Raw genomic sequence first — 21,344 nt, 5'->3', positions numbered from 1 at the left:
TCGGCATCCGGTGGCCGGCATCCACAGGCAGCCGCTCCCCTGTGTGACGTTCACAAGCGGCCGTCCCCTACGCGACGTTTCACAGGCGGCCGTCCTTCACCGGAGTCACACCCGACCGTCCCTACGTGTCCACGGCCGGTCGTCCGCCCCTTGCCGTAGTCGGTGAACAGAGGCCGGTCGGCCGGGCGCTGGGGTGGCGCCCGCGATTGTGGGTGCGAAGTCCGAGCTCGCCCGTGCTGTCTGCGCGGGGTCCGACTTTGTGTGATGTGTACGGGGCCGTCTCCCCCCGGATATCCACAGCCTGCTATCCCCCGTACAGCGTTCGCGATCGGCTGTGCCCTACCCGGCGTGCACGGGCCGCCGCCTGACGGGCGGCGTCCACAGCCCGGCACGCCGGGTCGTGCTCACGTCACCAGTTCCAGTACGACTTGGCCTCCGAGTTCCACGTCTTCGGGTAGAACTGGTGGATCTTGAACGCCATCCCCTGTCCGCGGGCGATGTACTGGTCCCGGTCGAGCTTCCGCTTGATCGGCTTACCGGGGCTGCCGTTGTTGTCCCACCAGGACTCCCACTGCTTGATGCAGGTCTGCTTGCCCAGGTAGCGGTTCGAGCAGGAGGCCGGCGGATACCAGATCTGGGTGTGCCCGAAGTCCACGACCTTGCCCGAGGACTGCTCGGTGATCGTGCCCCACGCCTTCAGGCAGTAGCCGGTGGATGGAATGGTCCACTTGACGTAGTGCTGCGGCCCCGACGTGGCGAAGGTCTTCAGGTTCTTGCAGTTGACGTCGCCGATCTGCTCCTTGGTGACGCGGAGCTTGTAGTACGTTCCATTGTCCCGCCACCCGTCGAGCATCAGCCAGTCGCCCGAACGGACGAACTTCTCCGCGTACGACGGCGGCCACTTCTTCGGGTCGCCCCAGCTGATCTCGGACGTCGTCGACGACAGCGGCTTCCACGCCCACTGCCCGCCGACCTGCCCGCCCGACCAGTGCTGGCCGGCCCGGCGCTTGCCGAACATCGAATACTGTCCGTAGTTCTCGGCCGCCTGTGCGGGCACCGTGATCCCAGCGAGCCCCGTGGCCGCCGCCGCCCCCACGACGGCGACGGCCCGTGCGCATCTCCTCATGTTCCTCACCGCCAGCACGTTAGCGATGACGGCGCGTGCCGTAGCACAGATCAAAAAACCTCGAACCATGGCAAAGCGGTCGTCTGTCCGGGGCGAGGTGACCTGCGGCTGGGGCTGACGTGGACGCGAAGACCGGCCGCCGCCTGGACGACAGCCGCGCGTACGTCGTCACCGCCGGTCCCGCCGCGATCCCGGCGATGCGCGCCCGCACCCCAAGTGAGCTAGCGGACCGGCTTCAGCACGCCGTCGAGGCGTACGACGCCCTCGCCGTACTTGTCGTCGAGCCGCCGCTGCAGCTCCTCGTCGGCCACCAGGACGCCGGCGACGACCTGTTCCTTCACGATGTCCACCGAGGCCGAGACGGCGTGCGGGCCGAGCTCGCCGCTCAGGGACTCCTGGATCTCGCGCAGCTCCTTCTCGCTGCGCCGGGCCTGGCTGACGCAGAGCGCGCCGCCCCAGGTCTGCCTGATCCACGCCTCCCGGCCGGCCAGGTCGCCGGTGAACTTCACGTTCAGCACCAGCTTGGTGGGGTCGTTGGCGTACTTCTGCGCCATGTCGGGATCGCTCTCGTCGTAGCCGGGGATCGCGTCGAGGTAGCTCTGGTCCAGCCACACCCCGCCCACGCCGTCCGCCTCGTTCAGCCGCTGCTGGGTGGTCTCCAGCGCGGCCTGCGTGGCCTTGGCGGGATCGACCGGCCGCCAGCCGCCCTCGGGAGCCGGGCACGGGGAGCCGAAGCGCGGCTCCTCCTTCTGCCCCGAGGTCGCCGGTCCCGGCGGTTCGGTGAGCGTGAGCTTGGCGCCGTCCCAGGTGCCGACCACGCGGTACTGGCCCCACGTGGTGCCGCCGTGGCTCTCGTGCCGCACCTTGGACCAGTCCCAGCCGACGACGTCGGGCCCGCCGCACTGGGGCGGCAACGATTCGGCCACCGTGCTGCACAGTTGCGGCCCGTGCTCGGGGCTTTCCAGGACGGTGACGGAGTCGGCCGCGTACGTGACGGGCTCGGCGGCCGTCGTGTCACCCCCGCCGCAGGCGGTCAGCGCGAGCAGGGCGGGGAGGGCGAGTAAGGGAAGGCTCCGCATGACCTCCATCACGTACGCGGACCGGAAAAGGTTCCGCCTCACGTGCCGTGGAAGCCCTCGGCGCGGCACCGGCCGAGGACGTGCTCCCCCAGCGCCCGCCCGGCGCCCTTGCCCTGATGCGCGGGGGCGACGAGGAAGGAGGGCCCTCCCGCGTACGTACGGTGAAGGCCCTCCGGCGAACGGTTCAGGACAGCAGGGGCTCGCCGATCCAGCCGCCCTCCGCGCACCCGGGCGGGATCGCGAAGACGGCCGACCCGATCGTGGTGATCCACTCGTTGAGCAGGTCGCCTTCGGCCAGTATCCGCTGGATCGGGACGAACTGCCGCTCGACGTCCGCCTGGTACGACGCGAACAGCAGCCCGGCGTCGGGTTCGCCGTCCGGGCTCAGCCCGTCGTCGTAGTTGTACGGCCGCCGCAGCAGCCGCAGCGCCGGGTCGGCCACGTGAGCGCGCCTGATGTGGGCGTACTCGGAGATGACCGGGAACCCGAGCCGGTTCTTGGCCGCGAAGTCGGGCTCGTCGGACTCGGTGGCGCCGGTGAGCGGGGCGCCGTTGTCGAGCCTGCGGCCGATGGTGAACTCCCTGGCCGTGCGGTCGACGGCGTCCCACGTCTCCAGCGCCATGCGGATCCTGCGCAGCACCAGCGTGGTGCCGCCGGCCAGCGGGCCCTGCCCGATCCAGACGGCTCTGTCGAGGTCGGTGGCGTTGCCGGTGCCCTCGATCTGGCCCATCAGGTTGCGCCGGGTGGCGGAGCGGAAGCCGCGCTGCGTCCACCGTACGCGGGCGAACGACCGCGCGTCCTTGACGATCATCCGTACGGCGTGCGCGACCGTCACGTTGTCGTCCGCGCACACCTGCACGAGCAGGTCTCCCCCGCTCCACCGCTTGTCCAGCCGATCGGTGGCGAAGCGCGGCAGCGGCTGCACCGGAGAGTCCGCCCCGGCCGCGTCGAACAGCCCGGGCCCGAACCCGAACGTGCAGGTCAGGCGGGCCGGGTTCGCGGCCAGCTCGGGCTCGGTGTCGGCGAGCGCCGGCCGCCCCTGGGTGAGGCGGGCGGCGTCGTCGGTGAGCAGCTTGAGCAGCCGTACGAGGGCCTCCTTGCGGGTGCCCGGCCGCAGGTCGAAGCCGAGGAAGACGGCGTGCGCCTGCGGTTCCGTGGCCACCCCCGCCTGGTGAGGGCCGTAGAAGGGCTCGGTCCGTGAGCCCGCCGCGACTTCGCGTACCAGCGAGCCGACGTCGAGCGTGCGGGCGGACGTGTTGTCGCTTCGGCAGCCCGCGAGGGCGCCGGCGGCCGCGGTGACGGCGCCCCCGGTGAGCAGCCCGCGCCGGGTGATCACTTGTGCCCCGGCTGGTAGTCCTCCTCGCCGCCGGCGAAGTCCTTGCCGACGGCGGTGAACTCCAGCGGCTCGCCGCCCTGCACCTGCAGCGTGAACGGGATCTGCGCCCCGGGCAGCACCTCCTCGGTGACGTTCATCAGCATGATGTGGTCACCGCCCGGCTCCAGCGTGTGCGTGCCGTGCGCGGGCACCACGAAGCCGCCCTCCTTGGGACGCATGACCATCTTGCCGCCGCTCTCCACCACCTCGTGCAGCTCGATCTCCGAGGAGAGCGGCGAGCTGCCGGACACGATGGTGATCGGCCGGTCGGTGTTGTTGACCAGCGTGCCGAACGCGGCGGTCATCCCCTTCTCGGCGGTCTTCACCCAGGGGTCGGTGATGCTCAGCCCGCCGGTCGCCGCCACTGCGGAGTCGGACGGGGACGGGCTCGGTGCGGCGGCGGGCTCCGCCGAGGAGCCGCAGGCGGTCAACGCCGCCGCGGCGGCCGCGAGCACGAGGGCATGACGGAAGAACATGGCAGTGCCTTTCTCCGCCCGGCATGCCGAAATAGACCCTGCCGGGCGGTGGGGTCGTCTGAACGGAGAGGGGAGCGTCGTGCCCGACCTCGGAGGTCAAGCGGCGACGGCCCGCGGCGGACCCCTCCTGCTGACGACGTGCCGCAGCACGGCCGAGCGCAGGATCGGCGGCTCGGTCGTGCACAGCGGCGTGGCGAAAGGCGTGACCGGCAGCGGCAGCCACAGCACCAGCAGCCGTACGGCCAGGCGGCGCAGCAGCGCCCACAGCGCGGCCTCGCCGCGCGCCAGCCACAGCGCGGTCAGCCCGACCGCCCAGCCGTGGGCGATCAGCATGCCGAGGCTCGGCACCAGGCCCGAGTGCAGGTGCTGCGCGGTGGCCGGTCCGTCCGGTGCGAGCACCGCGTGAGAAAGCGAGAACATCAGGTGCAGCAGCACCTGCAGGGCGGCGAGCAGCGGCAGGATGACCGTCAGCGAACGCTCGCGGCCCGCCAGCGGGTACGCCGCCGCGAACGACAGCCCGAACGCCCACACCCCGGCCGCCGGTGGCACCGACGCACCGCCGAGCACGTGCGCCGCCACGCCCAGCGCCAGACACACCGCGGCGAACACCGCAGTGCGGGCCAGACGGAACGGCAGCGCCATGCGACCAGCATTCCACGCCACTGTGGCGGTCTCGGCTCCGGTGTGTGGTCTTTGGTCGGGCCGGTCCGGGGCCTCTGGCTGCGGGGTGTCTCGTCGTAGTGGGTGGGGTGCTGGGTGGTTCGAGTGCCGGTGGCTGATCTCTTGGCGGTGGGCGAGGGGTGTCTCGTTGTGGTGGGTGCGGGTTCTTTGGTGGGATCGCATAATCGGGAGCGATGCCGAAATTTCAGGAGCTGTCGGAGTTCGCTGAGGCGATCGCCCCGGTCATCAACGCCGCTCACGTCAACGTGCACGCCTCCGCCGTCAGAGCCGTGGCCGACCTCACGGCGGCATCGGGCTTCACTCCGGGGCTCCTGTCCGACCTGCGGTTCAGCCTGCCGCTGCGCCCGCTGCCCCGCAGCGGGCTGGCCGTGCTGTTCCGGTACGCCGACCCGGAGCCCGATGTGCGGGACCATCTCCGCCAGGGCACGCTGGCGGAGGACGGCGACGGCGTGCTGCGCCTGACGGACGCCGGCAGGACGTTCATCCACCGGCTGTACGAGCTGCACGAGGCCGCTGTCGGGCGCGTCTGGGCGGGCGGCGACCTCGCCAGCGCGGCCGACCTGGTGGGCAGGGTGCTCGACACCGCCGACCGGCTGCCCGGCGGGGCGTTCGAGCTGGTGTCGCCGCCGTACGAGCCGGCGGGCGCCTCGCCGGGGCTGCTGCTGTTCAACCGGCTGGCCGTGCTGCGCTACCACCGCGCCGACGCGCATGCCGCGGCCTGGCAGGCGGCGGGGCTGTCGGCGGCCGAGATCGTACGCCTGGAGGACGGCCCGCTGCGCGCGCAGATCGAGGCGGACACGAACCGCCGGGCCGGACAGGCGTACCGGATCCTGCCGGAGCGCGAGCGCCACGTCCTGTACGAGACCCTGCTGAAGCTCATCTAGATCGCCTCTTGAAAAGCCCTCCGGAAACCGCCCAAATGGCCATTAAAGTTCTATAGAGAAAAGATCCGCTCAAGGCTGGATAAATAGCCCTCCCGAAGACGCCGGCCATGCCGCCGACCTGGGGCCCCATCCGCGTTCCCGAAAAAACTTCGGAGTTCGCAAACTGCCACCTCCCGGTAACCGATGGGTAGGCGCACTATGGTCGTACTTCAACAGGAGGCACCGTGGAACAGGAACTGCCCGGCGGCCCGCGGTTGATCGTTGGGGTCGACGAGTCCCCGGCCGCGCGTTGGGCTCTGGCCTGGGCCATCGGGGCGGCCAGGCTGCACCGGATGGCTCTGGTGGCCGTGCATGTCAGCCGCGCGCCCGTCCATCCTTTTCCTGAGGCGCTGCCCGTGCAGCACGCGGTGCGCCAGGGCGAGGAGGCGCGCTGCTCCGAAGTGATCACGTCCGTGTTCGAGGACGTGGCGGGCGGCGTACCCGACGATCTGACGATCGCGGCGGTGGGACGGGTGGGCGACCCCGGCTACCACCTCGTCGACCTGGCCCGCGAGGGCGACCTGCTGGTGCTCGGGCGGGGGCGGCGCGGCCTGCTCAGCCGCATCTTCCTCCCCTCGACCAGCATGTACTGCGCCCGGCACGCGAGGACGACGGTGGTGATCGTGCAGCAACCCGCGCCGCCCGACGAGCCCGAGATCTCAGGAGAGCGCCACCGCCGCTTCTGGACCCGCCGACATCCGTGACCTGAGCAGCCGCAGGCCCGCGGCCACGGCGTCGGTGGGGATCGCGCCGTAGCCGAGCACCAGGCCGTGCTGCACCGGGCTCTCCCCGCAGTACGACTCCAGCCGCTCGACCGCGAGCCCGTCCCCCGCCCGCACGCGCACGCCCGGCGCCAGGCGCGCGCACAGGTGCAGCCCCGCCGATGACGGCACCGGCAGCAGCCGCTCGTCGGCGCCCAGCACCTCGGCGATCATGGCGTGCCTCGCGGCGTACTCGCGGGTGGCCTTTCTGATGTGCCGCGAGAGCAGCCCCTCGTCGATGAAGCGGGCCAGTGCGGCCTGCGTGGGCAGCGCGCCGTGCCAGTCCGTGAGCTGCCTGGCCGCGCGCAGCGCCGGCGCGAGCGAGGCGGGCGCGACCAGGAAGCCGACCCTGAGCATGGGCAGCAGGGTCTTGGAGAACGAGCCCACGTAGATGACCCGGCCGGCCCGATCGAGGCTCTGGAGGGGTTCGAGCGGGCGGTCGCCGAAGCGGAACTCGCTGTCGTAGTCGTCCTCGATGATCACCGCGCGGCGGCGCTCGGCCCAGGCCAGCAGGGCGGCGCGGCGGGCCAGCGACATGGGGGTGCCGAGCGGGAACTGGTGCGACGGCGTGACGTAGACGATGCGGGCCTGGCGCGGCAGCGCGGTGACGTCGATGCCCTCGCCGTCCACGGGCACGCCGGCCACCCTGGCGCCGAGCGTGCGGAACAGCTGCCGGGCGGGCGGGTAGCCGGGCTCCTCGACGGCCACGACCGTGCCGGGCTCGATCAGCACGCGGCCGATGAGGTCGAGCGCCTGCTGCGCGCCGTTCGTGACGATCACGTCGTCGGGGCCCGCGTGCACGGAACGGCTGAGCCCGATGTGCCGGGAGATGGCCGCGCGCAGCTGCTCGTGACCCGCCGGGTCGCCGTAACCTGCGGCGCCCACCCGCAGCTCGCGGGCCACCAGGCGGCGCCAGGTCTCCATGGGGAACAGGCGGGCGTCGGGGACGCCGACGCGGAAGTCGTAGCGGGCGGGCGGCATGCCGCTCGGGGCGGGGCGCAGGTCCCGCCAGACCGCACGCGGCCGTACGACGCCTTTGGGCGCGGCCCGCCCCCTGACCGGCTCGGCCGACACGAACGTGCCCGCGCCCGCCCTGCCCACCAGGAACCCGTCCGCGACCAGCCGGTCGTAGGCGAGGGCGACGGTGTTCCTGGAGATCTCCAGCCGCTTGGCCAGCTCCCTGGTCGGGGGGAGGCGTTCGCCGGATCTGAGCCGGCCGTCGAGTATCGCGTCGAGGAGCTGCCGGTAGACCTGTGCGGCCAGGTCACGGCGGCCTTCGAGGCTGATGTGCACGTCCACGATTGGCCCAATCAAATAGCCCAAAAACGGAGCTTATCTCGGGACAAGCCAGGATCCAAGATGGTGGCGTCGGCACGCGAGGCAGGGGGCCTGCACCTCATGAAATATCGGCGAATCCTGGCACAGGCGCAGCTTGCGAACTCCATCGGTGACGGTGTCTTCCTCGTCACCTCCGCCTTCTACTTCTCCACCGTCGTCGGGCTCTCGGCCACCGAGATCGGCATCGGCCTGACCCTCGGCTGGGGCGTCGGCTCGGTGGCCGGTGTGCCGCTCGGGCACCTGGCCGACCGGCGCGGGCCGCGCGGCGTCGCCGTGCTGCTCGCGCTCGCGACCGCCGCCGCGGTCGCGTCGTTCCTGCTGGTCCGGACGTTCCCGCTGTTCGTGCTCGCCGCCTGCCTGTACGGCACCGCGCAGACCGGCCTGTCGGCCGCCCGCCAGGCACTGCTCGCCGCCCTGGCACCGCCCGAGGAGCGCACCGTCGTCCGCGCCGTGCTGCAGGCCACGCTCAACGGCGGCCTGGCGCTCGGCGCCGCCATCGGCGGTCTCGCGCTGAGCGCGGGCACGAAGGAGGCGTACCTCGCGGTGTTCGGGCTGGACGCGGTGACCTTCCTCATCGCCGCCGCCCTGCTGCTCCGCCTGTCCCCCGTACGTCCGCAGCCCGCCCCCGCCGGGCCCCGCCTGGCCGTGCTCAGGGACCGGCCGTACGCGCTCGTCACGCTGATCTACGCGCTGATGCTCTTCTACATGCCGCTGCTCAGCGTGGTCGTGCCGCTGTGGATCGCCGCCCGTACCGACGCGCCCACCTGGGTCGTCTCGGTGCTGCTGCTGATCAACACCGGCGGCGTGCTGCTCTGCCAGGTGCGGGTGGCCCGCCGGGTCAAGGACCTGCGCGACGCGTCGGCGGCGGTACGGCGGGCGGGGCTGATCATGTTCGCCGCCTGCGCGGTGTTCGCGCTGAGCCCGTCGTGGTGGGCGTTCCTGCTGATCGCGGCGGTCCTGCAGGTGATCGCCGAGCTGTGGCTCGCGGCCGGCTGCTTCGAGATCGGCTTCGGGCTGGCCCCCGACGACCGGCAGGGCCAGTACCAGGCGTTCTTCGGCAGCGGCGTGGCCGTGGCGAGGATGCTCGGGCCCGCCGTGCTCACCACGGTCGTGCTCGGCGGCGGCACGCTCGGCTGGCTGCTCACCGGCGCCGCGTTCGTGGCGGCCGGCGCCTCGATGGCGCCGGCCGTCAGATGGTCGCTGTCACGAGAAGCGGCGCAGCCGCAGGCTGTTGCTGACCACGAAGACGCTGGAGAAGGCCATCGCGGCACCTGCGATCATGGGGTTGAGCAGCCCCAGGGCGGCCAGCGGCAGGGCGGCCACGTTGTAGGCGAAGGCCCAGAACAGGTTGCCCTTGATCGTTGCTAGCGTGCGTCGCGCCAGCCGGATGGCGTCGGGCGCCACCCGCAGGTCGCCGCGGACGAGCGTCAGATCGCCGGCCTCGATCGCGGCGTCCGTGCCCGTGCCCATGGCCAGGCCCAGGTCCGCCTGGGCCAGCGCGGCGGCGTCGTTGACGCCGTCGCCCGCCATGGCCACCACCTTGCCCTCGGACTGCAGCCGCTTGACCACGTCCACCTTGCCCGCGGGCAGCACACCGGCGATCACCTCGTCGATGCCCACCTCGGCGGCGACCGTGCGCGCCACGGCCTCGTTGTCGCCGGTCAGCAGCACCGGCGTCAGGCCCAGCGCCTTCAGCTCGGCGATGGCCTCCTTGCTCGTCGGCTTGATCACATCGGCCACCACGAGCACCGCGCGGGCCTTTCCGTCCCAGCCGACCGCCACGGCGGTGCGGCCCTTGGCCTGCTCCTCCTCCATGGCGCGGACGAGGCTCTCCGGCAGGTGCTGCGACCACTCCTCCAGCAGCCGCGGCCGGCCCACGAGCACCGCGTGCCCGTCCACGACGCCCTGGACGCCCAGGCCCTCGATGTTCTTGAAGTCCTCGACGGCCGCCGTCGAGCCGGCCTCGCGGGCGATGGCCCGCGCGATCGGGTGCTCGGAGGCGTGCTCCAGCGCCCCGGCCAGCCGCAGCACCTCGTCGCGGGACTCGCCCTCGGCCAGGTGGACCTCGGTCAGCGTCATCTTGCCCTCGGTGACCGTGCCCGTCTTGTCCAGGACGATCGTGTCGATCCTGCGCGTCGACTCCAGCACCTCGGGGCCCTTGATGAGGATGCCCAGCTGGGCGCCCCGGCCCGTACCGACGAGCAGAGCCGTCGGCGTCGCGAGGCCCAGCGCGCACGGACAGGCGATGATCAGCACCGCGACCGCCGCCGTGAACGCCGCGCTCGCGCCCGCACCGCTGCCCAGCCAGTAGCCGAGCGTGCCGATCGCCAGCGCGATCACCACCGGGACGAACACGCCCGAGATGCGGTCGGCCAGCCGCTGCACCTGCGCCTTGCCGGTCTGCGCCTCCTCCACCAGCTTCGCCATCTGCGCGAGCTGCGTGTCCGCGCCCACCCGGGTGGCCCTGACCAGCAGCCGGCCGCCCGCGTTGACCGTCGCGCCCGTCACCGGGTCGCCGGGACGCACCTCGACCGGCATCGACTCGCCCGTCAGCATCGACGCGTCCACGGCCGAGGTGCCCTCCTCGACCACGCCGTCCGTGGCGATCTTCTCGCCCGGCCGGACCACGAACCTGTCGCCGGCCTTGAGCTGCTCGACCGGCACGCGGCGCCCGTCGGCCAGCTCGACGTCCTTGGCGCCCAGCTCCATCAGCGCCCGCAGCGCGGCACCCGCCCGCCGCTTCGAGCGGGACTCGAAGTAGCGGCCCGCCAGGATGAACGCGGTCACCGCCGCCGCCGTCTCCAGGTAGATCGTGCCCGCGCCGTCGGTGCGGCCGATCGTGAACTCGAACGGGTGCGTCATGCCCGGCACGCCCGCCGTACCGAAGAACAGCGCCCACACCGACCAGCCGAACGCCGCCAGTGTGCCCAGTGAGACCAGCGTGTCCATGGTGGCCGTGCCGTGCCGCAGATTCGTCCACGCGGCCTTGTGGAACGGCCAGCCCGCGTACGTCACCACCGGCGCGGCCAGCGTCAGCGACAGCCACTGCCAGTACTCGAACTGCAGCGCCGGGATCATCGCCATCGCCACCACCGGGACCGACAGCACGATCGCGGTGATCAGCCGGTCGCGGAGGGGGTCGCGTTCCTTCTTCCGCTCCTGATGTTCGTCAGGGGCTGAAGCGGGCGGCGGCGGCAGCTCGGCCGTGTAACCCGCCTTCTCCACCTCGGCGATCAGCACCTGCGGATCGACGTCCACGGGGAAGGTGACCTTCGCCTTCTCCGTCGCGTAGTTGACCGTCGCGGTCACGCCGTCCAGCTTGTTGAGCTTGCGCTCGATCCGGTTGGCGCAGGACGCGCACGTCATGCCGCCGATCAAGAGCTCGACGGACTTGCCTTCGGTGAGGGAAGACGTCATCGTCACCTCTCCTTCCTCGTGTCCGTCAGTGGGAGTGGCCGTCGCCGCCGTGGCCCGCGGGCGTGTCGCCGGCCGTCGCCGTGAAGCTCGCCGTACGGACCTCGCCCTTGTGCTTGAAGTCCAGGAACAGACGGTAGTCGCCCCGGCTCGGTGCTTCGGCGAAGAACGTGATCTCGGGGCCTGCGGTGTCGCTCTCCTCCGGGTGGACGTGCAGGTAGGCCAGGTCGCCCGCGCGCAGCGCCACGAGGTGGCCGTACGCGCCCAGGTAGGGCTCCAGGTCCTTGACCGGCTCGCCGTCCTTGCTGACCGTGAGGGTGAGCTTGGCCGTCGCGTTCGGGGTCAGGTCGCCGTCGAGGCGGACCGTGTAGCCGTCCACCTTTGCCGTGCGGCTCGCCTCCGGCAGCGGCTCGGGCTTGTAGTCGCCCGCGGCCGTCAGGTCCGCGCCCAGCGTCAGCTTCTCGCCGCCCTTGGGGATGAAGTCGGCGAACGCCTTGTACGGGCCGGGCTTCGGCGCCTTCAGGCGTACCGACCAGGTGCCGTCGGGGGAGAGCTCGGGGTGGACGTGCTGGAAGCTCGTGAGGTCGCGGGAGACGACGATGAAGTGCAGCTTCTTGTCGTGCTCCACCTCGTAGTCGGTCACGGGGGAGCCGTCGGGGCCGATGACCGTGAAGGTGAAGTCGGTGGCCTTCTTCGTCGAGATCGAGTCGATGAGGTCGAGCGTGTAGCCGTCCTGCGACACCTGAAGCCCCCCGGGGGTATGGCCGGCCTGCTGACCATGGCCCTCTGCGGGGGTGCCCTCGTGGGCCGCCGGCGCCTCTTGGCTCTCGCCGGTCGTGTGCCCGTGGCTCTCGGGGGACTGCTGGACGGGCTTCTGGCTGCCCGCGGCCTCCGTGGATGAGGGGGCCATCAGCTTGCCCGCGCCCAGGGCGCCGCCGAAGACGACGGCGAGGCCCAGGACGTAGGAGCCGAGCTTGGTGGCGGCGTTCATGGGCGATCCACCAGCTCGTAGCCGGCTTCCTGCACCGCGGAGGCGATCAGGTCGCGCGCGACCGGCTCGTCACTGCTGACCGTCAACAGGCCCGTGGCCAGGTCGACCTCGACGCCGGTCACACCGGGAACCTCCCCGACCTCCTCCTTGACGGAGCTCACACAGTGGCCGCAGGTCATGCCGTTGACGGTGTAGGTGGCGGTGGTCATGGCGGGCTCTCCTTCTGTCTTCCTCATCCGGTTCGAGTCTAACACCGTACCCCCCTAGGGTATGTCCGAGATAACGGACCGGGCGTTCCGGTGCGTTACCGGCTGAACGTAATATACCCCCAAGGGGTATGTCAACACGGTCGAACCATGACATATAGCCCCTCTGTACCCACTGGTCTCCCGCATATGTGAGGTGCGTTGCACGGAGGGCGAGCCCTTCACAGCCCTGTTGCCGCCGTGGGAGGAGAAGTGACGCCAGGAGCGCCGTGCGAGGGGGAGCGGGGGCCAGGGCCGCTGCGAGAGAAGGCACGGCGGCGGCCGGGGCGAGAACCGGGGAAGCAAGGGCGACGAGACCTGCGCACCTCGGCCGCATATTTGGCATGATCGAGCTGTTGCCCGTTATGGGAGAACGGCCGCCACATGGACGTGGATCTGGACGTGGGAATGCCCGTCCTTCGCCCGATCCACCCATCTGGTCCGCCGCACAACACAGGGACCGCAGCCATACCTTGCTAGGCTGCTTGTCAACCGTTGGGTCTCACCCCGGCAGGTGAGGCCGTCGAAGAAGTGGGGTCACACCGTGAAGAAGCTGCTCGTTCTGGCGCTGATCGCCCTCGGGGGGTTGCTGATCTGGCGTAAGGTGCAGGCCGACCGCGCAGAGCTCGATCTCTGGACCGAGGCGACCGGCACCGAGAACTAACCGACCGGCGAGGCGATGAGTGACATCGTCCCCATCAAGCTGGTGTGCCTTGACCTGGCCGGCACCACCGTCGGTGACATCGCCATGGTCGAGCGCGCCTTCGCTGAGGCGATCGCGACTCAGGGCATAGTGCCCGGGACCGGAGCGTACGCGAGAGCCATGGTTCACGTGCACCGGTCCCGGGGCTGCCCCAAGATCGACGTGTTCCGCGGTATCTTCCCGGGGAACGAGGCGCAGGCGCAGGCGGCGAACCTGACGTTCGAACGCTCCTACGAGGGCGCCATCGAGCGGGCGGGTCTCACGCCCATGCCCGGAGTCCTGGAGGTCCTCGACAAGCTCCGGGGCAACGGCATCAAGCTCGCCCTCATCACCGGCTTCAGCCGCACCACCTTGAGCCGCATCCTCAGCGTCCTCGGCTGGCACGACAAGATCGATCTTGCCATCTCCCCCGAAGACGCCGGCGGCCGCGGCCGCCCCTGGCCCGACATGGTCCTGCACGCCGTACTCCGCCTGGGGGTCGACGACGTACGCCAGGTCGCCGTACTCGGCGACTCGGAGAGCGACATGCTCTGCGGCAAGCGCGCCGGCGCCTCCATCGTCGCGGGCATCATGACGGGCGTCCACAGCCGCGAACGCCTCCTCAAGGGCGGCGCCACCCACATCCTCGACTCCATCCAGGACTTCCCCGGGTTGGTCCTGAGCGATGATCTCGGTACGACGCAGGTGGCTTCATCGGCCCGGTAAGCTATCTTCGTCGAAGGGGCCTTAGCTCAGTTGGCAGAGCGCCTGCTTTGCAAGCAGGAAGTCAGGAGTTCGAATCTCCTAGGCTCCACCAGGCGAAACGCCCCGCCACCGATCTCGGTGCGGGGCGTTCGTGCCATCCACGTGCCATTAGCTGTCGGCGATCTTCTGCTGTTCGGCCGCGACGCGGGCACTCAGCGCGTCGGCGATCCGCTGGTCCGCGTCGCGCGTGGCGTGCTGGTAGATCAGCGCCGCCCGGTCGCTGTCATGCCCCATCCGCGCCTTGAGGTCGGCCAGGCTCGCGCCGGACTGCGCGGCCAGGGTGTTGCCGGTGTGCCGGAGATCGTGGAAGTGCAAGCCCTGGAGTCCCATCTCCTTCAGCGCCTCCGCCCACCTGGCCTCGCGCCGGAAGTTGCTGCCCCGAAGGAACGCCCCGCGCTTGCCGAGGAAGACGAAGGCGTCGTCGGCCTCATCGACGTACGCGGCGAGGTGTTCGGCGAGGACAGGGATGATGACTGCGGGGATGCTGACCGTGCGCCTGCCGGCGCGTGACTTGGGCGGGCACAGGCGCATCTCGCCGTTGTCGAGTTCGAGAAGCTGTTCGCGGATCGTCACCGTCCGCGCGTCGAGGTCGATCGAGCTACGACGGAGGGCGATCACCTCACCCCAGCGCAGGCTCGCGAAGGTGGCCAGCAGGATGAGGGCCTTGAAGCGCTTGTCGGCCATCCGGTCGGCCAGCTCGAAGACCTGGCGCACGGTGAGGACGGGCCGTTCGGGAGTGTGCTCGTTGTCGGCGCCCTTGATCCTGCACGGGTTGCGCGCGATCAACTGGTCCTCTTCGACGGCCGTCATCAGTATGGCGCGCAGCAGGCGGTACGCCTTGGCCGCAGTCGAGACGGAGACGCCGTTCGCGAGAAGATCGGCGCGCCACGTGCGGATCGCCTGCGCGGACAGCTTGCCGACCGCCACGTCGCCCAGCGTCGGAATGATGTGGCGTTCGAGCAGCCAGGTGTACAGCTCCACCGTCTTGGGGCGCAGGCCCGGACGTTCCTTGATCCAGGCGCGGGCATAGTCGGCGAGCCGGATCTTGCCTCGATCCGGGTCCGTCCACTCGCCCGAGATCATCTGAGCTTCGATGAGCGTCAGCGCCCGGTCGGCGTCGGTCTTCGTTCGGTACGTCGTGGTCCCGGTGCGCAGCCGGCCATCAGGGCCGGGATAGCGGATCTGGAACCGACCGGAGGGCAACTTACGGATGCTGCCGAAACGTCGGCGACCTTCCCTCTTGGCCATCAGGCGGCCCTCCCCGGCGACCGGCGGGTGTCTCCCGCGTTCATGGGGGCGACGGTGCCGGCGGTGACGTAGGCGATCAGGGCCGACTCCCGGATGCGCACCAGTCGGCCGAGCTTGACGAACTCGATCCGCCGTTCAGCGATCAGCCGCCGGACGAAGCGCGGGGTGGTGCTGAGGAGTTCCGCTGCCTCATCCACGCTCAGGAGCTTGTCCACTACGCCGCCTCCTCTCCGATTGCCGAAAGATCTTGCTCTAGCCGGTTCATGTGGGCTCGCCAGCGTTGGCGTTCGGCGACGGTGCGGAGGAGGCGTACGGCGAGGGGCGGTACGTTCGCGTCGCCGGCCGGGACGGGCTTCCAGATGTAGCGGTGCGGGTCGGTGGGCTGGTCGGGGTGGCCGAGGGCTTCCAGGACCCAGGTGCGGCGGTCCTGCCTGTGTTCGGCGAGGGTCTTGTTGGACCACTTGCGCGAGACCAGGACGCGGCGTCCGGCGTAGCCGAGGTGTTCGGGCTTGTGGGCCTTGCCACGGCAGCGGCCGGGCTGCATGCCGGGCTTGGCGTTCTTGGGCTGGATGCCGTAGCGGAGCCAGTTGGCGCAGGTGGGTGAGCACGGCTCGAAGCGGAGGGCTTCGACGAGCCGGGCCGCGTGGTCGCGGCGGGCCTGGTCGTCGGTGGCGGCGTCGAGCGGGTCGGCGAGGCTCTTGGTCAGGTACTTGGTGAGGTAGCCGAGCCACTTGCCGGCGGCGGGCGTGCCGGCGAGCACGCTTTGGATGTTGTGCTGTTCGCCGAAGCCGACCACGTGGAGGGGTTGGGCGTCGTCGTCGGCGTCCAGCTCGTCGAGTGCCTGGTCCCAGGTGGGCAGGACATCGCCGGTGTCGGGGTCGAGGTAGCCGACGCCGTCCTGCCAGAGCGGCAGGTGGACTCCCTCGAAGCGGATGGTGTCGGTGGGTGGCCACCAGACCTGGTGGTAGGTGGCGGCGATGATCTGCTTGAGTTCGGCGCGGGGCAGTGTGCCGCGGATGGCCATGTGCAGGTGCGGGGCGAGGCGTTGCTGCGGCTCGACGGTGGCGAAGTACTGCACGTCGTATCCGGCCACCCGGCGCAGGTTCTGCACGAACCGGTCCACCAGCCGGGAGAAGTGCAGGGCGTCGCGGGCGCCGCGCCGGTAGTCGTAGGTGTCCGGGTCGAGGGGCACGCCGTCGCGCACCTTGCCGTAGGACGGGAGCGTCAGGGTGATGAACATCGAGGGCCGGTAGACCCGGCCGTCCGGTGCGGTGAAGGTGCGGCCCAGCGTGGTGGCGGCCATCTTGCGCTTGGGCAGGTCCGGCGCGTCTTGGCGTCGTCTGGTGGAGCGGACGCGGCGGCCGGTGGTCCGACCGGTGACGTGACCGCGCATCCCGGCCTTGGTGATCTCTTCGTCCAAGCCCTCGGCGAGGATGTCGAGGCCGGTGCTGTCCTGGCCTGCTCGTTCGGCGGCCTCTTGCTGGGCGTGGACGTCGGCGCGGAACTCGACCAGCCGGCGCTGTTCCTCATTCGGCTCGTTCGGGGTGCTGGCCGGTTCGTGGTCGAGGTGCCAGCCCTCGCGGCATTGGGCCATGCGGAGCTGACGGTTGCGCTTGGCGCACGGCGGGCAGGCGGACTCCAGGGTCGCCCCGCAGGGTACGTCCACGATCTCCGTACGGCCGGTGCGGGTGTCGAGGCGCTGGAAGGCCACGGGGCGGATGCACACGCCGTACCGCTTGGCGACCTCCTTGACCACCTCCCGAGCCAGCGGCCGGGTCAGCCGCACCGCCCTGGGCACGGAGCGATCCGTCATAGGGCCTCCCTTCCGTCGATGCCGAAGGCCCTCGGGCGGGCGAAGGCGCTGACCATGGCGTGGATGTCGTCGTCGGAGACGTAGGCGGCGCGGACCCGGATCGGGTCAGGACTGGCCTCCAGGCGGACGTAGCCGACGCCGGCGCCCTTGGCCGGGGCGGGGGAGATCTGATCGGCCAGTGCGCCACGATCGCGGGCGCCGTCGCCGAGGACCATGTCCACCTGTTCGGACTCGTCCAGCCGGAGGGCGATCTTGTCGGGGAAGAGGTTGCGGATGTTCATGACCTCTTTGCGCGGGTCCTGGAGGGCCGCCAGGACCCCGATGCCGACCGCGCGGCCTTGGGTGGTGAGCGTGGCCAGCGCCGCCGTGATGCGTTGCCGCAGGTGCTTGTCGGCCTGGTAGGCGGTCAGGAAGGCCACCTCATCGACGATGACCAGGATGAACGGGTCCTGGGTCGTGGGCGTGTGCGAGCGCTGAACCCCGGCGAACCGGGCGGCCCGTTCCTGCATCACCTTGACGGCCTGTTCGAGGAGGTCGGCGCATGCCTCGGGGGTGGCGGCGTAGCGAGGTCCGAAGAGGTCGCGGCCGAAGGACAGCTCCATGAGCTTCGGATCCAGCGCCCATAGCTCGACGAGCCCCGCCTGGACGGCCGAGAGCAGCCCTCGGATGGTGGACCAGATGATCGAGCCCTTGCCCGCACCCGTCGCGCCGGCCACCAGGATGTGCGTGCCGTGGACCTTGAGCCGCCAGGGCAGGCCGTTCTCCTGCTTGCCGATCTCGACCGGTCCGACGCTCGTCCGGTCCGGGATGGGAAGCGCCGGCAGCGGGTCGGCGAGGGGGTCGTGACGCGGGAAGGTGAGCAGCAGCCGACCGGCCTTGAGGACCGAGACGCGGCAGGAGGGAGCGCCGAAGCCGTGCGCCAGGTGATCGGCGCGGTCGGTCCAGTCCTTGACCGTCTGGCCGTTCAGCATGCGTACGGTTACCAGGTCGGCCCATGCGGTGCAGGTGACCTTGCCGAGGCGTGGGAGGTAGTCGCGGCCTTGCAGGTGCTTGCCGAGCCCGGAGATGATCATGACGGGTTGCCAGTGACGGCGGTAGATCCAGACGAGTCGCCACCAGGCCAGCAGCCGCCGGCCCACCAGGCGGGCGAACGACGTCCGATCGAGAACGGCCCACGTCGCCAGGCCCGTGAGCGGAGGAACGGTCAGCAGGAGGCCGGCCCTCCAGCCGTACAGCCAGCACAGCGCGAGCGGCGCGACGGCCACCGCCACCGCCACGGGATGCCGCCAGATCGTGCGTGCCAGACCTGCGACGAGGCGGGCGACGAAGATGGCGAGGGTGATGAAGGCCGGGGTCGTGACGACGGCCGGCTTGAACACGACGGCCGTGTCCGGGGTGGTGGAGACGATGCGTTGCGACTCTTCGCCGGGCATCTTCTTGAACATTAGAGTGGGAGTCCTTCCGAGCATGTGGTGTGTCCGGGAGATCAAGGGGCCGCAGGAAGTTGCCGCTTCCAGCGGCCCCGCTGGATGTCAGGCCGACCGCTCTGCTCCAGGCCGGCCGCGAAAGGTCCGCTCCACGCTGCGGGCGAAGTCGTTCGCTTCACGGGCCAGTTGCCGGGCGAACTCGACTTCCGCAGCCGTGACGCGGTCCGCCTGGGCAGTGGCGATCTGCACCTGCGTGGTGCCGAACCGGATGATCAGGACCGGCGTTCTGAGCTGATAGGAGTGGTTCTCGGCCACCGCGCCTTCGGCGGTGTTGATGGTGATCACGCTCGTCGGCCGAGCCTGCCGCCGCCCGCTCATGCCGCGTCCGTTGCGCTCGGGGCCTGCTTGGCCGTACGGCGCGGGGCCGGTGCTCGCATTTCGCGGGCCCGGATGGAGTAGGCCAGCCGCCCGACCTGGTTGACGTACGGCGTGACCGTGATGTGGTCGAACTCGACCGGCGTGAACGGCATCCCCGGCACCGCAGCCGGGCAGGCCGGCTGAACCGGCGACAGGATCTTGACCGCCACCGTCTTCTGCGCGGGCTTGAGCGTCGGGTCGGCGTCCACGACGGCGACCTGCCACACCGGTTCGCCGGTGGCCTTGTCGCGTGCCTGGACGAACCGGCCGTTGGTGGAGGCGTCGAAGTCCTTGACCTGCTCGACCTCCCCGACGAGGTAGCAGCCGTGGGGGAAGACCATCTCGAACGTGACCGGGATCGGTCCTTGGAGTGCCATGTGGCGTCCCTTCTGTCAACCCCCCTAGACAGTGACAGGTGCCCTGCTCGACGAACTGTCTAGGGGGCTATGCAAACGAAGATAGGGACGGTGTTCCCGGACTGTCTAGGGGGGTAAACGGAGTCGGTCTCAAAAATGCCGAGCGGTTATGGATCGAGGGGCGGTTTCTGCTGTTTCAAGGCATTGAGAGCGTGACCACGGTGGCGTCGTCGAAGGTCTTGCCCCGTGGCCAGCGGGCTCCGGTGGGGTCGCTGTGTTCGGCGGCGCGTACGCGGCTGATCAGCGCTGCCGGTCCCTCTTGGTCGAGCAGGTCGAGGGTCTGCCGCCAGGTGGCGAGGTGGAAGCGATCGACGAGGCGGGATGCGCCGTCGCTGAGGAGGACCGCCGTGCGCACGGCCTCCTGGGGGACGGTCCCGGTGAGGGCCTGGTCGGCGGCGAGGGGATCGGTCGCGGCCACCCAGAAGCCGCCGTCGCGGTTGCGGTGGGCGCGCAGGGTCTCGACGTATTCGCGGTGGGCTTTCTGGTGTTCGGGGGTGCCGGAGTCGAGGGCGTCCATGGCCTTGCGGTAGCGGGCGCCTACCTGGGCTTCGCGGTCGTCGCAGATGACCATCGGGTCTGTGGTGCCGCCCGTGTCGAGGATCAGGCTGGAGTCGGCCAGGACGAGCCATTCGAGAGCGTCGTCCGTACGGCGGAGCATGACCACGGTCGCCGAGGGCGAGCCGGGGTGGGCGAGGTCGCAGGTGTCCTCGTGCAGGCCGGCGACCGCCTTGATCTCGCCTGCCAGCAGCTCGGGCAGGGTCTCGTTCGGCTTCTGCGTCATAGCGGCCAGCAGCGAGGAGCCGAGGGTGCGCGCGTACCATGCGACCCCGTGCGAGCAGCCGGACTCCGAGCCCGCGGGTGTGCCGGCCCCGTCGAGGAGGACTGCGGCGTCCGCGGTCACGGCGGCGAAGTCTTCATTGGGACGTCCCGGTGCCGCCTCGGTGGCCAGCGCGACGCGCATGCTCACTCCTCTTCGTGCCGGTAGAGCGGACTGGCGAGTTCGACCTTCACGGGTTCCCCGCTGTCCGGGGCGTACTCCGTGGCCACGATGGTCGAGAACGGCTTGTCCGCCACCTGACCCCACAGCGCCGTCAGCTCGGTTTGCAGGAGCCGGACCACGCCGAGCGTCCCCTGCGGGTGGATGCCGGTGAAGACCAGGACGTTGCCGGCCCCGTCAGGGCGAGGAAGCCGTCCCAGGTAGGCGTAGTCGACCGGCCGTGCGGGGTCGTCGTCGGAGCCCGATCGGTAGCGTTCATCGGTACGGGTGTCGTGAAGGGTCCACACGTCCTCCTTCACCCACTCCAGCACCGGGTCCCGCTCGTACAGCTCGCCCATGACCGTCGAGAGTCGTGGCCCGCAGATCACCACGAGGTTGGGCCGGTTCAGGTCGATCTCGCCGCCGAGGGGTACGTGCTCCAGCTCCACGGCCAGATCGAACCCACGCGCCAGATCCTCCAGCCGCTTCGCCGCCGCGACGTCCTCGACGGCCACGACAGGGCGTGCCTGCCGGGCCTCGCGCTTGAGGGGCGTGACGAGCGTGATCGTCCCCTGGCCGAAGAACGCTCCCTCAGGGGCAGGGCCGGTGTGGCGGATCTGGTGGATGCGGCCCCGGGTGAGGCCGGCTTCCTTGGCGATCTGGGCGTACGACATGCCCTGTGCGTGCAACTCCTGGATGACCCGCCGGCGAAGACGCGACAGCTCGGTCACCTCCTGCTGCGCGGCGTTCAGGCGCTCGGTGGCGACTCTGAGCAGTTGATACGGATCTTCGATCGCGGCGATCCGCTCCACGTCGTTCGATGGCAATGGTCCCCCTCGGATCATTGCCGATGAGTCTAGGCCCCTAGACAGAATGACGTCTATCCCCCTCGACGGTACGCATTCAAGCGGTTCGCCGGTTTTGGGATGTACTGCCCGAATTGCTGAGCGTCGTCGAGGAACCCCGCGCGGGCTCATCGAGCATGCCCTGACAACAGAGCCTGCCACACCTCGTGCGCTTCGCCGGTCCGCATCCGGAACGTGTCGGACACCCGCCATCCCTTGCCGGCCCGCACGTACCGTCTGACGAACCCCTGACCTGCGGCCTCGCGCAGTTCGTACACGATCTCCTGGCAGTCGCACGTCCACTGGACGACCCTCTGCCTGCCGTCATCACGAGGCGCCCGCCAGG

21 protein-coding genes, 1 tRNA gene and 1 pseudogene are annotated in these 21,344 nt (G+C 70.5%); 6 read left to right on the top strand and 17 right to left on the bottom strand.

Translation table 11 applies throughout. The features are described 5' to 3' along the window. Positions 1 to 409 precede the first annotated feature (409 nt). The 5 genes from ACGFIM_RS18115 to ACGFIM_RS18095 form a co-directional block, all read right to left on the bottom strand. Positions 410 to 1,126: a hypothetical protein gene (locus tag ACGFIM_RS18115; protein ID WP_393201573.1), complete on the bottom strand. Its 717-nt coding sequence runs from the start codon at positions 1,124 to 1,126 to the stop codon at positions 410 to 412. A gap of 221 nt (positions 1,127 to 1,347) precedes the next feature. Then, a complete protein-coding gene (locus tag ACGFIM_RS18110; protein ID WP_393201570.1) occupies positions 1,348 to 2,205 on the bottom strand; it encodes a hypothetical protein in 858 nt (285 codons plus the stop codon). 184 nt (positions 2,206 to 2,389) lie between these two features. Then, positions 2,390 to 3,541, bottom strand: coding sequence for a Dyp-type peroxidase (locus ACGFIM_RS18105; RefSeq protein WP_393201567.1), 1,152 nt, complete (start codon positions 3,539 to 3,541; stop codon positions 2,390 to 2,392). Beyond that, positions 3,538 to 4,056, bottom strand: a complete 519-nt coding sequence (locus ACGFIM_RS18100; RefSeq protein WP_393201564.1) for a copper chaperone PCu(A)C — start codon at positions 4,054 to 4,056, stop codon at positions 3,538 to 3,540. Before ACGFIM_RS18100 ends, ACGFIM_RS18105 begins: the two co-directional genes overlap by 4 nt. Before the next feature lie 96 nt (positions 4,057 to 4,152). Then, positions 4,153 to 4,698, bottom strand: a complete 546-nt coding sequence (locus tag ACGFIM_RS18095) for an MFS transporter (RefSeq protein ID WP_393201561.1) — start codon at positions 4,696 to 4,698, stop codon at positions 4,153 to 4,155. A 212-nt stretch (positions 4,699 to 4,910) separates the two neighbouring features. On the opposite strand from ACGFIM_RS18095, the gene ACGFIM_RS18090 reads away from it, so the two are divergent. Then, positions 4,911 to 5,621: a hypothetical protein gene (locus tag ACGFIM_RS18090; RefSeq protein ID WP_393201558.1), complete on the top strand. Its 711-nt coding sequence runs from the start codon at positions 4,911 to 4,913 to the stop codon at positions 5,619 to 5,621. A gap of 224 nt (positions 5,622 to 5,845) precedes the next feature. Next, positions 5,846 to 6,364 (top strand): universal stress protein, encoded by a 519-nt coding sequence (locus ACGFIM_RS18085; protein ID WP_393201555.1) that lies wholly within the window; start codon positions 5,846 to 5,848, stop codon positions 6,362 to 6,364. Here ACGFIM_RS18085 and ACGFIM_RS18080 read toward each other — a convergent pair. Further along, positions 6,320 to 7,720 (bottom strand): PLP-dependent aminotransferase family protein, encoded by a 1,401-nt coding sequence (locus ACGFIM_RS18080; protein WP_393201552.1) that lies wholly within the window; start codon positions 7,718 to 7,720, stop codon positions 6,320 to 6,322. The two genes, ACGFIM_RS18085 and ACGFIM_RS18080, sit on opposite strands and share 45 nt — an antisense overlap. A 60-nt stretch (positions 7,721 to 7,780) precedes the next feature. Here ACGFIM_RS18080 and ACGFIM_RS18075 point away from each other — a divergent pair. After that, positions 7,781 to 8,551 (top strand): annotated as a pseudogene (locus tag ACGFIM_RS18075) (MFS transporter); the annotation flags it as partial. Positions 8,552 to 8,962: 411 nt separating this feature from the next. Here the strand turns inward: ACGFIM_RS18075 and ACGFIM_RS18070 are convergent. The 3 genes from ACGFIM_RS18070 to ACGFIM_RS18060 are packed head-to-tail and all read right to left on the bottom strand — an operon-like array spanning position 8,963 to position 12,373. Further along, a complete protein-coding gene (locus ACGFIM_RS18070) occupies positions 8,963 to 11,176 on the bottom strand; it encodes a heavy metal translocating P-type ATPase (protein ID WP_393201549.1) in 2,214 nt (737 codons plus the stop codon). Between the two features lie 25 nt (positions 11,177 to 11,201). Next, positions 11,202 to 12,164, bottom strand: a complete 963-nt coding sequence (locus ACGFIM_RS18065) for a hypothetical protein (protein WP_393201546.1) — start codon at positions 12,162 to 12,164, stop codon at positions 11,202 to 11,204. Beyond that, positions 12,161 to 12,373: a heavy-metal-associated domain-containing protein gene (locus tag ACGFIM_RS18060; protein WP_393201543.1), complete on the bottom strand. Its 213-nt coding sequence runs from the start codon at positions 12,371 to 12,373 to the stop codon at positions 12,161 to 12,163. The genes ACGFIM_RS18065 and ACGFIM_RS18060 overlap by 4 nt, the downstream gene beginning before the upstream one ends. Before the next feature lie 580 nt (positions 12,374 to 12,953). On the opposite strand from ACGFIM_RS18060, the gene ACGFIM_RS18055 reads away from it, so the two are divergent. The 3 genes from ACGFIM_RS18055 to ACGFIM_RS18045 all read left to right on the top strand — a co-directional run bounded on the left by ACGFIM_RS18055 (position 12,954) and on the right by ACGFIM_RS18045 (position 13,908). After that, the gene (locus ACGFIM_RS18055) at positions 12,954 to 13,073 is read left to right on the top strand and encodes a DLW-39 family protein (RefSeq protein ID WP_218154143.1); all 120 of its coding nucleotides are present in this window, start codon (positions 12,954 to 12,956) and stop codon (positions 13,071 to 13,073) included. 15 nt (positions 13,074 to 13,088) lie between these two features. Beyond that, a complete protein-coding gene (locus ACGFIM_RS18050; protein WP_364064679.1) occupies positions 13,089 to 13,817 on the top strand; it encodes an HAD-IA family hydrolase in 729 nt (242 codons plus the stop codon). 15 nt (positions 13,818 to 13,832) lie between these two features. Beyond that, positions 13,833 to 13,908, top strand: a tRNA-Ala gene (locus ACGFIM_RS18045). Positions 13,909 to 13,964: 56 nt separating this feature from the next. On the opposite strand, the gene ACGFIM_RS18040 is transcribed toward ACGFIM_RS18045, so the two are convergent. The 8 genes from ACGFIM_RS18040 to ACGFIM_RS18005 form a co-directional block, all read right to left on the bottom strand. Continuing rightward, on the bottom strand, positions 13,965 to 15,059 hold the full coding sequence (locus ACGFIM_RS18040; protein WP_393201538.1) for a tyrosine-type recombinase/integrase: 1,095 nt from the start codon (positions 15,057 to 15,059) through the stop codon (positions 13,965 to 13,967). A gap of 44 nt (positions 15,060 to 15,103) precedes the next feature. Beyond that, the gene (locus ACGFIM_RS18035; RefSeq protein ID WP_393201535.1) at positions 15,104 to 15,319 is read right to left on the bottom strand and encodes an excisionase family DNA-binding protein; all 216 of its coding nucleotides are present in this window, start codon (positions 15,317 to 15,319) and stop codon (positions 15,104 to 15,106) included. Beyond that, the gene (locus ACGFIM_RS18030) at positions 15,319 to 16,917 is read right to left on the bottom strand and encodes a replication initiator (protein ID WP_393201532.1); all 1,599 of its coding nucleotides are present in this window, start codon (positions 16,915 to 16,917) and stop codon (positions 15,319 to 15,321) included. Before ACGFIM_RS18030 ends, ACGFIM_RS18035 begins: the two co-directional genes overlap by 1 nt. After that, positions 16,914 to 18,362 carry an FtsK/SpoIIIE domain-containing protein gene (locus tag ACGFIM_RS18025; protein WP_393201529.1) on the bottom strand — a complete coding sequence of 483 codons (1,449 nt, stop codon included), beginning with the start codon at positions 18,360 to 18,362 and terminating at the stop codon, positions 16,914 to 16,916. Before ACGFIM_RS18025 ends, ACGFIM_RS18030 begins: the two co-directional genes overlap by 4 nt. Before the next feature lie 87 nt (positions 18,363 to 18,449). Then, positions 18,450 to 18,689 carry a hypothetical protein gene (locus ACGFIM_RS18020; protein WP_393201526.1) on the bottom strand — a complete coding sequence of 80 codons (240 nt, stop codon included), beginning with the start codon at positions 18,687 to 18,689 and terminating at the stop codon, positions 18,450 to 18,452. 29 nt (positions 18,690 to 18,718) lie between these two features. Further along, positions 18,719 to 19,138, bottom strand: coding sequence for a plasmid replication, integration and excision activator (locus tag ACGFIM_RS18015; RefSeq protein WP_364064697.1), 420 nt, complete (start codon positions 19,136 to 19,138; stop codon positions 18,719 to 18,721). 175 nt (positions 19,139 to 19,313) lie between these two features. Next, complete coding sequence (locus ACGFIM_RS18010; RefSeq protein ID WP_393201522.1) at positions 19,314 to 20,138, bottom strand: protein phosphatase 2C domain-containing protein; 825 nt, start codon at positions 20,136 to 20,138, stop codon at positions 19,314 to 19,316. 2 nt (positions 20,139 to 20,140) lie between these two features. Beyond that, positions 20,141 to 20,980, bottom strand: a complete 840-nt coding sequence (locus ACGFIM_RS18005) for a sigma factor-like helix-turn-helix DNA-binding protein (protein ID WP_364064702.1) — start codon at positions 20,978 to 20,980, stop codon at positions 20,141 to 20,143. Between the last annotated feature and the right edge of the window lie 364 nt (positions 20,981 to 21,344).

The sequence above is a fragment of the Nonomuraea sp. NPDC049309 genome, assembly GCF_043196965.1.
Lineage (GTDB): Bacteria > Actinomycetota > Actinomycetes > Streptosporangiales > Streptosporangiaceae > Nonomuraea > Nonomuraea fastidiosa.
Note: the sequence above shows the minus strand (reverse complement) of the source record. Positions and strands in the feature narration are given on the sequence as shown.